Here is a 13,103-nt window from a genome sequence, read left to right as displayed (position 1 = left end):
TCGTCATGACTCGCAAACGCTGGTCCGTGCGCCTGGCATCGTTGCTCGCCTGCCTGCTGTTCTGGCAGGTGGCTGCCGCTGCCAAGCTCGACTTTGGCCTGTTCACCTTCACCTACGTACCGACGCCCAGAGCGGTCTTGGAGGCGGCCTGGCAGTTGCTCTCTTCCAGTACCTTGCTCGCGCATCTGGGCAGCAGCCTGTCGCGGGTGTTTGCCGGTTATGGCGTCGCGGCATTGTTCGGCGTGGCCCTGGGGCTGCTGATCGGCCGTTCGAAATGGGCCGAAGACACCCTTATGCCGCCACTTGAGGTGCTGCGGCCGATCCCGGCGGTGGCCTGGATCCCGTTGGCAATCCTGATGTTCCCCTCGTCGGAGCTGTCGATGGTGTTCATCACCTTCACCGGCGCGCTGTTCCCGATCCTGCTCAACACCGTGCACGGCGTGGAGGCGGTCGACCCGCGCCTGATCGCCTCGGCACGCAGCCTGGGGGCGGGGCGCTGGGCGATCCTGCGTGAGGTGGTGATGCCCGGCGCGCTGCCGAGCATCGTCACCGGCCTTGCCATCGGCATGGGCACTTCCTGGTTCTGCCTGGTCACCGCCGAGATGATCTCTGGGCAGTTCGGCATCGGCTATTACACCTGGGAGTCGTACACCTTGCAGAACTACCCGGACATCATCGTCGGCATGTTGCTGATTGGCGTGCTGGGCATGGGCAGCAGCGCCCTGGTCAAGCACCTCGGCGCATTGGCCACTCCGTGGTACCGCACGCGGAGGGCTGCCTGATGACGAGTTATCAACAGACCCCGGAGCCTGGGCGAATCGAAGGGCGTGGCCTGTCGATACGCCTGGGGCAGGGCGCCGATGCGTTCGAGGCGGTGCAGCGCCTGGACTTTGCCGTCGCCCCTGGTGAGTTCGTATGCATCCTCGGGCCTTCCGGCTGTGGCAAGTCGACCTTGCTCGGCGCCCTGGCCGGGCATCTGGTCCCCAGCACGGGTCAACTGACCGTGGACGGCCAGGCCATTCACGGCCCATCGCCGCAGCGCGGCATGGTGTTCCAGCATCACACCTTGCTGCCATGGCGCCGCGTGCTCGACAACGTCGCCTTTGGCCTGAAGATGCAAGGCTTGGGCAAGGCCGAGCGGCAGCGCCAGGCGCGTGAAATGCTGCAGTTGGTTGGCCTCGCCGACTTCGCCGGGCGCTGGCCGAGCCAGCTGTCCGGCGGCATGCAGCAGCGCGCCGAGATCGCCCGAGTGCTGATCAACCACCCGCGCCTGCTACTGATGGACGAACCCTTCGGCGCCCTCGATGCACAAACCCGCGCGCGGATGCAGGAGCTGCTGCTGGATATCTGGGCACGCATCCGCACCACCGTGGTGTTCGTCACCCACGACATCGATGAAGCCTTGTTCCTGGCTGACCGCATTCTGGTGATGAGCCCGCGCCCCGGGCGCTTCATCGAGGACCTGCGCCTGGACTTCCCCCGCCCGCGCCGCGCCAGCTTGCTGACCAGCCCGGCTTTCACCCATCTCAAGCGTCACTGCCTGGCCTTGCTGCGCCACGAGGAAGGCCGCGAACTGCCGCGCCTGACACCACTGGGGCTGCCGGACACTGACCACCCTCCGCTACGGATCGCGCTATGACTGAACGAAAAACCGACAACCCCGATATCCTTGCTCTGCTGCCGCGTCTCGAAGCCGCCGACCCGGGCGTGCGCCGCATCGCCCTGATCGAGCTGGCGGACTTGGAGGACCCGGATGGCTTGCCGTGGCTGACCGATGCACTGCTGGTGGACACGGCCGACGAAGTCCGCAGTGAGGCCGCGCGGCTGCTCGAAGCCTGGGAAGAACCCGAGGTGGTGCAAGCGCTGTGCGCAGCGTTGGCCGACACCGCCGAGCCGGTGCGCCTGGCCGCCGCGCAGAGCCTGAGCGAACTCAAGAGCCTCGAAACCGGGCAGTTGATCCTGCCCTGGGTCAAGCACGCCGATGCGTTCGTGCGCGCCAGCGCCCTGCGAGCGTTGCGCGAGCTGCGCCTGGAAGATGCCGCCGCACCGGCGCTGCTGGCACTGGCGGATGACGATGCGGCCGTGCGCCGCGAGGCGGTGGGCATACTTGGCTGGCTCAAGCACCAACCGGCATTGCCGGCATTGGCAAGGCTGGCGCAGGCCGAGCCGGATACTGAAGTGCGCCGCGCTGCCATCGGCGCACTGGGTCTTGCGCGTGACAATGCGGTGCTGCCTGCACTGGTATCGGCGTTGAAGGATGACGCTTGGCAAGTGCGCGAAGAAGCCGCGACTACCCTGGGTAAAGTAGGCCAGGGACAGGCCGGCCCGGCGCTGGTGGAAGCCTTGGCCGACGGTTTCTGGCAGGTACGTCTGCGTGCGGCGCGCGCGTTGGGGCGCCTGCGCTATGCCCCAGCACTCGACGCGCTCGGCGAACTGCTCGGGCATGGCATTGCCAACCTGCGCAAGGAAGCGGCACTGGCTTTGGGTGAACTGGGCCAGGCGCGTGCGTTGCCGGTGCTGCAGGCTGCCGAGGTAGACAGCGACCCTGAGGTGCGCAAGGCGGTGCGCATTGCCCTGGCGCAATTGCGCGGGGTGGCGTGATGAATGCGCCGGGGGCAATCCGCAACCTGCGTGGGGCAGGGCAGCTGGTGCTGCAATGGGAGGATGGCGAGCACAGCATCAGCCATGCCCGCCTGCGCGGTGCCTGCCCATGTTCACAATGCCGGGCGGCGCGGGCGCTGGGCGCTATTGCGGTAGTGGACGCTGATGTACGCATCGAACGGATCGAGTCGCAGGGTTACGGCGTGCAGTTGGTGTTCAGCGACGGGCATGAGCGGGGGATTTATCCCTGGACATACCTCGGGGCCTTGATGGCCAGTGAGGACTCTTCGCGGGCAAGCCCGCTCCCACAGGGATCACGCTGAACCCTGTGGGAGCGGGCTTGCCCGCGAATAGGGTCACAGGGCAATCAGCTCCGGCCGCAAACCTTCGACACGCCGAACCGGCGGCTGATAGCCGCCATCCCCGGTGATCTGATGCAACACTTTTTCACGCAACCCATGCAACGCCACTCCCGTGCGCAGCCTTGGGTGCGGCAGGTCGATCTCGACCACCGCCTTGATCCTTCCTGGCCGCGGCTCCAGCACCACTACCCGATCCGCCAGGTACGTCGCTTCCTCGGCATCGTGGGTCACCAGCAAGGTTGTGATGCCCGCCCGTTCGCGGATCGCCAGCAGTTCGTCTTGCAATTGCTGGCGGGTCAATGCATCCAGCGCGCCGAACGGCTCGTCCAGCAGCAGAATGCGCGGGCTCGCCACCAGCCCACGGGCAATAGCAACGCGCTGGGCCATGCCACCGGACAGTTGGTGGGGGTAAGCCGACTCGAAGCCAACCAGCCCCACCAGCAGCACGAACTCATGCACGCGACGGGCGCGTTCACCTTGCGTCAGCTGCTCATTGACCAGGCCCAGCGCAATGTTCTGTTCCACCGTCAGCCACGGGAACAGGCGATGCTCCTGGAACACGATGCCACGCTCGCCACCGATGCCGCTTACGGCCTGGCCATCGATGCGGATACTGCCGCTGTAGTCGGTGTCCAGCCCGACCAGCAGGCGCAGCAGGGTGGACTTGCCGCAACCGGAGGCACCGACGATGGCGATGAACTCACCCTCGTTGATCGCCAGGTTGAAGTTGCGGATGGCTTCGAGGGGCTGGCCATCGACGCTGAAGACCTTGCCCACGCCTTCGAAGCTGACCAGCGCGGGCGTGGTGTCGGGTTGGTTGGCTGCCAGCAGGTGCGATGTGTTGAAAGCGTTCATGCGGTTCTCCAGCGCGTGGCGCGCGATTCGAGGCGTTGTCCGAGGGTGCCGAGCAGGGCGCCGACCAGGCCGATCAGCAGCATGGCGGCCATGACCTGGTCCATGCGAAACAGCTGCTGCGCGCCGATCATCAGGCTGGCGATGCCGCCGTCCGATGGCATGAAGTATTCCGCGCCGATGGTGCCCAGCCAGGCATAGATCAGCGATAGGCGCAGGCCGGCGAAAATCGCCGGAGCCGCGCCGGGCAGCACCAGCAGGCGCAGGCGCTGCCACAGGTTCAGGCGCAGGGTGCGGGCGGCTTCGCCCAGTTGCGGCGAGAGGCTGGCAATGCCGCGTTGGGTGGCAATCAGCAGCGGAAAGAAGGCCGCCAAGGCAACGAACACGTTCTTGGCACCTTCGCCAAGGCCGAACCAGGCGGTCAGCAGCGGCACCCAGGCGAACAGCGCTACCTGGCGCAAGGCCGAGAGGCTGGGGCCCACTACGCGTTCGGCGGAGTGAGACAGGCCCAGCAGCAGGCCGGTCAGCAGCCCCGCGCCCCCACCGAGCACAAGGCCGGTGAGGGTGCGTTGCAGGCTCAGCAGCATGGCCTGCGGCAGCGAGCCGTCGGCCAGTCCGGCGAACAGCGTGTGCACCACGCCCAAAGGCGAGGTCAGAATGTTCTGGTCGACCCAGCCAAGGCTGCTGCTGGCCTGCCACAGCGCCAACAGTGCTGCTGGCAGCAACAGGCTCTGCCAGCCCTTGGGCACGGGGCCGCGCTGCTGTTCGCCGGTAGCCGGTTGTGGCCAGTACACCAGGCGTTTTTCCAACAGCGAAAAGCCGCGTTCCATCAGCGCGCCAACCAGGCCGATGACCAGGATGCACAGCAGCACCAGGTCGAGCATGAACAGCTGCCGGCCCCATACCATCAGGTAACCGATGCCCTCACTCGAGGCCAGCAGCTCCACGGCCAGCAACGAAGTCCAGCCGGTGGCCAGGGCCAGGCGCACGCCGGTGAGGAACGCGGGCAGGGCCGCCGGCAGCAACAGGCGCAGGAACAGCAGGTGACGCGGCAGGCGCAAAGCCGCAGCGGCTTCACGCAGCTTGGGCTGGGCATCGCGGACACCGACCAAGGTATGCAGGGTGACCGGCACCACCACGGCTTTGACCAGCACCACCAGCTTGAGCAGCTCACCGATGCCGAAAAACAGCATGAACAGCGGAATCCAGGCGAGGGTGGGGATCTGTGCAAGTGCCACGAAGGTTGGCAGCACCAAGGTTTGCGCAGTGCGCGAAGTCCCCAGCCAGGTCCCCAGCAGCAAGCCGCTGGCGATCCCGGCCAGCAATCCCCAGAACAGCCGTTGCAGACTTATCCACAAGTGTCCCCAAAGCTCGCCGGTGCCAAACTCCAGCGCGCTCTGCCACACCAGCGAAGGCGCCGGCAGAATCTGCTCGCTCATCCAGTGCTGCCGACTGGCCACAATCCAAAGCAGCACAATCAGCACCGGCAACAGCCAAGGCAGGAGGGCAACGCGGCCCTTGTGGGAGCGGCCTTGCGCCGCGAATGGGCCGCGCAGCGGCCCCCCCCGATCCCTGCTCAGTACTCCATTCATCGGCCGTCCCTCAAAGTGTTTCCAGGTTATGCACTTATGGAATTAAAAATTCTCATCTGTGGCTTTCAAGAGATAAGAGCATGCGCGCCCCTCATGCGGAAGCCTCCCGCCGTTGCGTTTTCCTCATATTTTCCATGCGTATTCCGCAACCCGCCCGGCGAGCCGCGCAGCGTGTGATTTATGTCTTTTGGTTACTAAAAAATGAAGTTTTGATCTTTGTAGGTTCTAACCAGACCTGCCTAGCTTCTGGCCAAAGCGCCGGCCATCGCCGGTGGCAGCCTGCCAAGGAGCCTTGCCATGAACACCCCGCTGCGTCACCTGATTACCGCCCTCGGGCTGGTCGGTTTCTTCGCCCTCAGCGCCCAGGCTGCCGAATCGGCCAAGCCCGAGAGCATCCGTATCGCTGTACCCGACCTCAGCGCCGGCAGCAAGCACAGTGCCGGCGGCGTGGTCGATGTGCTGCGCGATCAGCAATTGCTGGAAAAGGAGTTCGCCAAAGACGGCATCCGCATCGACTGGCATTTCTTCAAGGGCGCCGGCCCCGTGGTCAACGAAGCGCTGGCCAACGGCCAGGCCGACTTCGCCTACCTCGGTGACCTGGCGGCAATCGTCGGCAAGGCCAATGGCCTCGACACCCGGGTGCTGTCTGCCGGCGTGCGTGGGGTGAAAAGCTACCTGGGCGTGGTGCCGGGCTCTGGCATCAAGACCCTGCACGACCTCAGGGGCAAGCGCGTGGCGGTGTTCCGTGGCACCGCCAACCAGCTGTCGTTCGCCAGCGCATTGGCCAGCCAAGGGCTGTCCGAGCGCGACCTGAAAGTGATCAACCTGGATTTCAACGCCGCCAACGCCGCGCTGGCCGCCAAGCAGATAGACGCCACCTGGGGCCTGTCCAACCTGCTGTCGCTGCGTGAGCGCGGCCTGGTCGAGTTGCCGGTCAACTCGCGTGATCTGAAAGGCGCCGGCAGCACCCAGGCGGTGCTTCTGGGAACCGGTGAATTCATCCGCCAGTACCCCGAGCTGGTGCAGCGATTGGTCAACGCTCAGGAGCGCGCTACTAGCTGGCTGCGCGACGAGCACAACCGCGATGCCTTCGTCGACCTGGTGGCGAACAACGCCAGCTGGCCGCGCAGCATCCTCAGCGACGACCTGGCCAAAGAAGACCTCGCCCACTACTTCGACCCGCGCCTGGACGCCGACTTCCTCGCCCAGTTGCAGCAAGGCGTCGACCTGGCCGCGCGCGAGCGCCTGATCCGCAAAGGCTTCCAGGTTGCTGACTGGATCGAGCCGCGTTTTCTCGACGCCGCCCTGAAGCAGGAACACGCCGTACAAGCCGCCCGCTGAATCTCAACCCCCGACAATCACCGCAAGGACCATGACCATGAGCAACGCAGCACTGGCCACCGCACCGCAAGCCCTCGAACTCGATATCCACCCTGTCGCAGGCCGCATCGGCGCTGAGATTCGCGGGGTGAAATTGTCCCCCGATCTGGATGCCGCGACGATCGAAGCTATCCAGGCTGCCCTGGTGCAGCACAAGGTGATCTTCTTCCGTGGCCAGTCCCACCTGGATGACCAAAGCCAGGAAGGCTTCGCCAAGCTGCTCGGCGAGCCGGTCGCCCACCCCACCGTACCGGTGGTCGACGGCACCAGCTATCTGCTGCAGCTCGATGGCGCCGAAGGCCAGCGGGCCAACTCGTGGCACACCGACGTGACTTTCGTCGATGCCTACCCCAAGGCCTCGATCCTGCGCAGCGTGGTCGCCCCGGCTTCCGGTGGCGATACCGTGTGGGCCAACACGGCGGCGGCGTACCAGGAACTGCCCGAACCGCTGCGTGAACTGGCCGACAAACTGTGGGCGGTGCACAGCAACGAATACGACTACGCCAGCATCAAGCCGGATGTCGACGCGGCCAAACTCGAACGTTACCGCAAGGTGTTCACCTCGACGGTGTACGAAACCGAGCACCCGGTGGTGCGGGTGCACCCGGTCAGCGGTGAGCGGGCGTTGCAGCTGGGGCATTTCGTCAAGCGCATCAAGGGCTACTCGCTGGCCGATTCGCAGCACCTGTTCGCGGTGCTGCAAGGGCATGTGACGCGCCTGGAGAACACCGTGCGCTGGCGCTGGGAGGCGGGGGATGTGGCGATCTGGGATAACCGCGCGACGCAGCATTATGCGGTGGATGACTACGGTACTCAGCCACGGGTGGTGCGCCGGGTGACGTTGGCGGGTGAGGTGCCGGTGGGTGTGGATGGCCAGCTGAGCCGGACTACCCGCAAGGGCTAAGGCCAGCAGAGGACCTTGTGGGAGCGGGCTTGCCCGCGAATACGATGGTGAATTCCCCAACGCATTCGCGGGCAAGCCCGCTCCCACAGGTTCGGTGATCAGCTTCCAGATCCGTGTTTGAAATCTCAGGTCTCGGCATCACAAGCAATCAACTGCCTGACCATCCCCTGCGCCAACGGCGACAACCCGTACCCCACCCGGCTCACCACCCCATAGCGGGTATAGAACGATTCTTCCTGCTCCGCCGCCAGGTGCGCCAGCTGCAGCGCCACCAACCCCTGCCCCGACTGATACGGCCGCAGATTGGCACTGCAGGCGATGCCGATGGTGTCCGAGTGCAGCACCACGTTGAGCAGCGCATAGCCGTGCTCGCATTCCACCGTCGGCAGAAAATCCTGTCTTCCGCTGAGGTCGCTGAGGATCTTGCGGATGTTCGGCGGGCGGAAGGTGGTCGCCAGTGGGTAATCGAAAACATCCCGGGCATTCACCTGGTCGCGCTCGGTCAGTGGGTGCCCGGCGCGGCAGCAGAAATGCCAGCGCTGCGGTGCCAGCTTATGCACGCGGTAGTCCGGGTCGGACTCGAACTGGCGGGTGTCGGCGACGAAGAATTCGATTTCCTCGGCCATCAGCTTGCGGTTCAGCGCTTGCCAGTTATCTACCTGAAAACAGGTGCGCGCCGCCGGGTATTCGGCGACGAAGCGCGCCACCGCCCGAGGCACCAGGCCGCCCGCGGGGGCCGGGCCGGAGCCGAAGCGCACCACGCCGGTGGTGGCGCCGTTGAACTGGTGGATTTCGTTGACCAGGTTATGCGCGCCGTGCACCAGCCGCCGCGAATGCTCCAGCACCAGAAGGCCCTGGCGGGTGGGGGCCAGCTCTTTGCTGGCGCGGTCGACCAGGCGGCAGCCGATGTTGTGCTCCAGGGTCTGGATGCTGCGGCTGAACGCCGATTGCGACAGGTTCACCGCCGCCGCAGCAGCGACAAAACTGCGGTGTTCGACAAGAGCGATGAAGTGGCGAAGCTGACGGAGGTCGATATGCATTTTCTACATGAAAATCTTCGGTCGAATGCAATTGATGAAGAGGGTGAGCCCCCTTATAAAGGGTGTTACTTATTCCACAAAATATGAATTACACATATTTATATCTCTTAAAAGAATATAAGCCCACCTGACCGCGATTCGGTTCCGCTAACGGAAATGCTCGCCAGGGCCAATGCCTCAAGGAGCATTTGCATGACCCGACTTTCCCGTTGGCCTGCACGCGCGTCGCGTTTCACCTTGCAACCCTTGGCTGCCGGCGTGCTGCTGGCCGCTGCCAATGGCAGTTATGCCGAAGAACCGACCAGCACCGCGCCTGCCGTGGAACAGGAAGCCAAGCTCGGCACCGTCACTGTCAATGCCCGCCGCCGCGAGGAAACCGCGCAAAGCGTGCCCACGCCGATCAGCGTGCTGAACAGCGAAACCCTGGAAACCCAGCGCATCTATCGTGTGCAGGACCTGCAGCAACTGGTGCCCAGCACCAACGTGGCCTATGTGCATGCCCGCCAGTCGAGCATCTCGATCCGTGGCCTGGGCAACAACCCGGCCAGCGATGGCCTGGAAGGCAGCGTCGGTATCTACCTCGACAACGTCTACCTCGGCCGCCCCGGCATGGCGGTGTTCGACCTGCTCGATGTCGAGCAACTGGAAGTGCTGCGTGGCCCGCAGGGCACGCTGTTCGGCAAGAACACCACGGCCGGGGTGCTGAACATCACCACGCGCAAGCCGACCTTCCACCGCGAGGGCAGCATTCAGCAATCCATCGGCGAAGACGGCTACCTGCAGACCCAGGGCAGTTTCTCCGGGCCGATCAGCGAGACCCTGGCCGGACGCATCAGCGCCTACCGCACTGAAGACGACGGCTATGTGAAGAACATCCACAACGGCGATGACCTCAACGGCGGCAAGCGCCAGGGCTTTCGCACCCAGTTGCTGTTCCAGCCGAGCGAAACCTTCAACCTGCGCTGGATCGGCGAGTACAACGAAGAGGACTCCAGCAACGGCATTCTCAGCCTGTACAGCACCGGGCCGACCATCAATGGCATCAACCGCTACGAGAGCCTGGCCGCCCAAGCCGGCGCCACGCTGGTGTCGGGCAAGGACCGCAAGGTCAACTTCGACGCCGACCAGCAGGTGACGGTGTTCCAGGGCGGTACCTCGGTGGAGGCCAACTGGACCCTGCCCAACGACTTCACCCTGACGTCGATCACCGCCTACCGCTGGTGGGATTTCACCCCGCGCAACGACGATGGCCTCGACGTGCCGGTGTTCTACAGCGCTGGTGTGTCAGTGCGCGACAAGCAGTACTCGCAGGAGATCCGCCTGGCATCGCCCACCGGAGGCGCCTTCGACTACGTGCTCGGCGCGTACTACTTCAAACAGGACTTGGACAACACTTCCTTCACTTACTATGGCCCGCAGGCGGACGTCTGGAACCTCACCCCGGCCGGTGCCCTGAACAACGTCAACACGATCGGCGACGGCCACATCGATACCGACAGCTATGCGCTGTTTGCCCAGGGCACCTGGCACGTCACCGACCGCCTCGACTTCACCGCCGGTATCCGCGGCACCTATGAAGAGAAGAGCGCCTGGGTAACCCGCGATGCGCCAAGCGGCGGCGCGGCGGTGACTGGAGCGGCGGCAGCGGCACGCCAGGGCAGGGTGGGCGCCTACGATTCCGGCGACCTCAACCAGTACAGCTTCAGCCCTTCCGGCCTGCTCGGCCTGAGCTACCGCTTCAACGAGCAGTTGCTGGGCTATGCCACTCTGACCCACGGCGAAAAGTCCGGCGGCATCAACCTCACCGTCGGCGCGGCGCCACGGCTTGGCACCGACTCGCTGCTGGTTGGCACCGAGCGGGTCAACAACGCCGAAGTCGGCCTCAAGAGCACCCTGTTCGACGACCGCCTGCAGCTCAACGCCAACCTGTTCTGGGCCGAAGTGCATGGCTACCAGGCCAACGTCTACGACCAGATCAACCGCGTACAGTACCTGGCCAACGCCGGCCAGGTGCGCTCGCGGGGCCTGGAGTTCGAAGCCACGGCACTGCCGATTCGCGGCCTGACGGTCAACTTCAACGGCTCATGGAACGATGTGCGCTACACCGAATACGACGATGCGCCATGCCCGCCTGAGGTGAGCCTGGCCAATGCCACCGCCACTTGCGATTTGTCCGGCCACCAGGTGGTCGGCGCCTCCAAGTACATCGCCAACCTCAACACCCAGTACAAGTGGCAGGCCACCGAGCACGTCGAGCCTTACGTCACTGCCAGCTACGCCTTCCGCTCGAAAGCGGTCGGCACCATCGACGATTCCGATTACGGCCAGATCCCCAGCTACGCGCTGGTCAACCTCTCCGCCGGCGTGCGCCTGGACCAGGGCGACGGCGTGGTCGACCTGTCGCTGTGGGTGAAAAACGCCGGCGACAAGACCTATTTCACCAGCCTGTGGAACTCCGCCAACGGTGGTTATGCCGGCGTGCTCGGTACCCCGCGCACCTTCGGCGCCACCGCCCGTTACGACTTCTGAGCACAAGGAGCTTTGCCATGAATGCCAAGACCGAAACCCCTGCACTGCCTGAAGGCGCCTGCCTGACTGCCAAGGTCCCCGAGCGTGATGAAGCGCTGCTCGGTGATGTGGTGGTCAACCCGTACCGCCTGGCACCGCTGACCGCGATCATCCGTGACGGCGGGCGTACTTTGAGTGCGGCCCACGTGCGCGTGCTGGGCCGCGGCGAGCGCGGGGTGGATATCAACTACGACGTGTCCGACCGCTCGCTGTGGACCTACGGCGGCATCCCGGTGTTCGGGCTGTATCCGGACTACGTCAACCAGGTGGAAGTGACCTACAAGCTGGACGGCGAGCGCATTCGCGAGCGCTACCATATCTACGCGCCGGCCGTGCGTCTGCCGGTGGTGGCGAAACAGACTGCCGCGTTGCCGGAAGTCGAGCCGATCAAGGTTGCGGCGGGCTTCGAAAACCGCCTGTACCTCTTCAACCACCTGCAGGGTGATATCCCGGGTGCGCGTGCCTTCAAGTGGAACGGCCTGGGCGGCGCGGCAGAGTGGGACCAGGTCGGCAACAACTGGATATCCGATAGCAACGGCGACGTGCGCTGGTACCTGGATATCGAGCAGATCCACGATTCCAACCGCCGCGACGGCCTGGGCGGCACCATGGGCTTCCAGCAGACCCGCGACGGCAAGTTGATCTGGGGCCAGGGCCAGACTTACTCCAAGTACGACCTGCTGGGCCGGCGCATCTGGCAGCGCAGCCTGCCGGACAAGTTCGCCGACTTTTCCCACGAGATCCGCGAAACGAGCAATGGCACCTACCTGCTGCGCGTGGGTACCAGCGACTACCGCCGCCCGGATGGCAAGCGTGTGCGCTCGATCCGTGACCACATCATCGAGGTCAACGAAGCTGGCGACGTGCTGGACTTCTGGGACCTGAATCAGATTCTCGACCCGTATCGCGGCGACTTGCTGGAAACCCTCGGCAAGGCCGCCATCCAGCTACCGCCGGGCGTACAGAAACAGGATGAGCGCCTGGCCAACGAGCTGGCCGAAGGCGACCTGCCGTTCGGTGATACCCCAGGTGTCGGCACCGGGCGTAACTGGGCGCACGTCAATGCCATCGACTACGATGCCGATGACGACAGCATTATCGTTTCAGCGCGCCATCAAGGTGTGGCCAAGATTGGCCGTGACAAGGTGGTGAAGTGGATTCTCGCCTCGCCACAGGGCTGGCCGCAGCGGCTGCAGGACAAAGTGCTCAAGCCGGTTGCGGGTGAGGGCTTTGATTGGTCGTGGACTCAGCACACCGCCTGGCTGACCGGTAAAGGCACACTGACTGTGTTCGACAATGGCTGGGGGCGTGACTTTGCTCCGACCAAGTTGAGTGGCAATTACAGCCGTGCCGTGGAGTACAAAATCGACGAGGCCAAGGGTACGGTCGAGCAGGTCTGGGAGTACGGCAAGGAGCGTGGCGACGAGTGGTATAGCCCGGTGACGTCGGTGGTGGCTTATCGGCCGGAGACCGATACCCAGTTCATCTATTCGGCATCGGTGAATTTCCTGACGCCTGAGAAGCTCACGACCACTGTGTTGAATGAGGTTCGGCGGGGGACGCAGGAGGTGTTGGTGGAATTGAAGGTGCATAGCCGACAGCCGGGTTCCGTTGGCTATCGAGCCTTGGTGATCGATCTGGCCAAGGCATTCTGATTCACACTTTTTTCAACTCATTCGTCTAACCTGTACCGGCCTCTTCGCGGGCAAGCCCGCTCCCACTGAATCCTGCACCTTCTGAAGGCTGTGGGGTACCTGTGGGAGCGGGCTTGCCCGCGAAGAGGCCAGTTGTCATTGTGCAAAAT

The 13,103-nt window shown here is 64.5% G+C and carries 11 protein-coding genes; 8 read left to right on the top strand and 3 right to left on the bottom strand.

Annotation, left to right across the window (positions count from 1 at the left end; translation table 11 throughout):
• The first annotated feature begins 5 nt into the window (after positions 1-5).
• From ACIPZF_RS16795 to ACIPZF_RS16780, 4 genes are read left to right on the top strand one after another with little or no spacing between them, the layout of a single operon-like run.
• The gene (locus tag ACIPZF_RS16795; RefSeq protein ID WP_400801375.1) at positions 6-782 is read left to right on the top strand and encodes an ABC transporter permease; all 777 of its coding nucleotides are present in this window, start codon (positions 6-8) and stop codon (positions 780-782) included.
• The gene (locus ACIPZF_RS16790; RefSeq protein WP_400801373.1) at positions 782-1,639 is read left to right on the top strand and encodes an ABC transporter ATP-binding protein; all 858 of its coding nucleotides are present in this window, start codon (positions 782-784) and stop codon (positions 1,637-1,639) included. The genes ACIPZF_RS16795 and ACIPZF_RS16790 overlap by 1 nt, the downstream gene beginning before the upstream one ends.
• A complete protein-coding gene (locus tag ACIPZF_RS16785) occupies positions 1,636-2,601 on the top strand; it encodes a HEAT repeat domain-containing protein (RefSeq protein WP_400801371.1) in 966 nt (321 codons plus the stop codon). Before ACIPZF_RS16790 ends, ACIPZF_RS16785 begins: the two co-directional genes overlap by 4 nt.
• A complete protein-coding gene (locus ACIPZF_RS16780) occupies positions 2,601-2,924 on the top strand; it encodes a DUF971 domain-containing protein (protein WP_400801369.1) in 324 nt (107 codons plus the stop codon). The genes ACIPZF_RS16785 and ACIPZF_RS16780 overlap by 1 nt, the downstream gene beginning before the upstream one ends.
• A 33-nt stretch (positions 2,925-2,957) precedes the next feature.
• On the opposite strand, the gene ACIPZF_RS16775 is transcribed toward ACIPZF_RS16780, so the two are convergent.
• Both ACIPZF_RS16775 and ACIPZF_RS16770 read right to left on the bottom strand, forming a co-directional pair.
• Positions 2,958-3,818: an ABC transporter ATP-binding protein gene (locus ACIPZF_RS16775; protein WP_400801368.1), complete on the bottom strand. Its 861-nt coding sequence runs from the start codon at positions 3,816-3,818 to the stop codon at positions 2,958-2,960.
• Complete coding sequence (locus ACIPZF_RS16770; RefSeq protein WP_400801366.1) at positions 3,815-5,407, bottom strand: ABC transporter permease; 1,593 nt, start codon at positions 5,405-5,407, stop codon at positions 3,815-3,817. Before ACIPZF_RS16770 ends, ACIPZF_RS16775 begins: the two co-directional genes overlap by 4 nt.
• 297 nt (positions 5,408-5,704) lie before the next feature.
• Here ACIPZF_RS16770 and ACIPZF_RS16765 point away from each other — a divergent pair, with 297 nt between their 5' ends.
• Together ACIPZF_RS16765 and ACIPZF_RS16760 are read left to right on the top strand one after the other, a co-directional pair.
• A complete protein-coding gene (locus tag ACIPZF_RS16765; RefSeq protein ID WP_400801364.1) occupies positions 5,705-6,748 on the top strand; it encodes an ABC transporter substrate-binding protein in 1,044 nt (347 codons plus the stop codon).
• Between the two features lie 37 nt (positions 6,749-6,785).
• Complete coding sequence (locus ACIPZF_RS16760) at positions 6,786-7,691, top strand: TauD/TfdA dioxygenase family protein (protein WP_400801362.1); 906 nt, start codon at positions 6,786-6,788, stop codon at positions 7,689-7,691.
• Positions 7,692-7,816: 125 nt separating this feature from the next.
• Here the strand turns inward: ACIPZF_RS16760 and ACIPZF_RS16755 are convergent, their stop codons facing one another.
• Positions 7,817-8,731, bottom strand: coding sequence for a LysR family transcriptional regulator (locus ACIPZF_RS16755; protein ID WP_400801361.1), 915 nt, complete (start codon positions 8,729-8,731; stop codon positions 7,817-7,819).
• Positions 8,732-8,923: 192 nt separating this feature from the next.
• Here ACIPZF_RS16755 and ACIPZF_RS16750 point away from each other — a divergent pair, with 192 nt between their 5' ends.
• Together ACIPZF_RS16750 and ACIPZF_RS16745 are read left to right on the top strand one after the other, a co-directional pair.
• Positions 8,924-11,260 carry a TonB-dependent receptor gene (locus ACIPZF_RS16750; protein ID WP_400801359.1) on the top strand — a complete coding sequence of 779 codons (2,337 nt, stop codon included), beginning with the start codon at positions 8,924-8,926 and terminating at the stop codon, positions 11,258-11,260.
• 17 nt (positions 11,261-11,277) lie between these two features.
• Complete coding sequence (locus ACIPZF_RS16745) at positions 11,278-12,954, top strand: aryl-sulfate sulfotransferase (RefSeq protein ID WP_400801357.1); 1,677 nt, start codon at positions 11,278-11,280, stop codon at positions 12,952-12,954.
• The last annotated feature ends 149 nt before the right edge of the window (positions 12,955-13,103 follow it).

This window comes from Pseudomonas sp. NPDC089752 (assembly GCF_044748725.1).
GTDB lineage: Bacteria > Pseudomonadota > Gammaproteobacteria > Pseudomonadales > Pseudomonadaceae > Aquipseudomonas.
The sequence above is the reverse complement of the archived record's forward strand: the minus strand, read 5'-3'. Positions and strand labels throughout refer to the sequence as shown.

Coding starts and splice junctions, on each gene's coding strand:
- ACIPZF_RS16795 (WP_400801375.1), top strand. CDS start 6: ATGACTCGCAAACGCTGGTCCGTGCGCCTGGCATCGTTGCTCGCCTGC.
- ACIPZF_RS16790 (WP_400801373.1), top strand. CDS start 782: ATGACGAGTTATCAACAGACCCCGGAGCCTGGGCGAATCGAAGGGCGT.
- ACIPZF_RS16785 (WP_400801371.1), top strand. CDS start 1,636: ATGACTGAACGAAAAACCGACAACCCCGATATCCTTGCTCTGCTGCCG.
- ACIPZF_RS16780 (WP_400801369.1), top strand. CDS start 2,601: ATGAATGCGCCGGGGGCAATCCGCAACCTGCGTGGGGCAGGGCAGCTG.
- ACIPZF_RS16775 (WP_400801368.1), bottom strand. CDS start 3,818: ATGAACGCTTTCAACACATCGCACCTGCTGGCAGCCAACCAACCCGAC.
- ACIPZF_RS16770 (WP_400801366.1), bottom strand. CDS start 5,407: ATGAATGGAGTACTGAGCAGGGATCGGGGGGGGCCGCTGCGCGGCCCA.
- ACIPZF_RS16765 (WP_400801364.1), top strand. CDS start 5,705: ATGAACACCCCGCTGCGTCACCTGATTACCGCCCTCGGGCTGGTCGGT.
- ACIPZF_RS16760 (WP_400801362.1), top strand. CDS start 6,786: ATGAGCAACGCAGCACTGGCCACCGCACCGCAAGCCCTCGAACTCGAT.
- ACIPZF_RS16755 (WP_400801361.1), bottom strand. CDS start 8,731: ATGCATATCGACCTCCGTCAGCTTCGCCACTTCATCGCTCTTGTCGAA.
- ACIPZF_RS16750 (WP_400801359.1), top strand. CDS start 8,924: ATGACCCGACTTTCCCGTTGGCCTGCACGCGCGTCGCGTTTCACCTTG.
- ACIPZF_RS16745 (WP_400801357.1), top strand. CDS start 11,278: ATGAATGCCAAGACCGAAACCCCTGCACTGCCTGAAGGCGCCTGCCTG.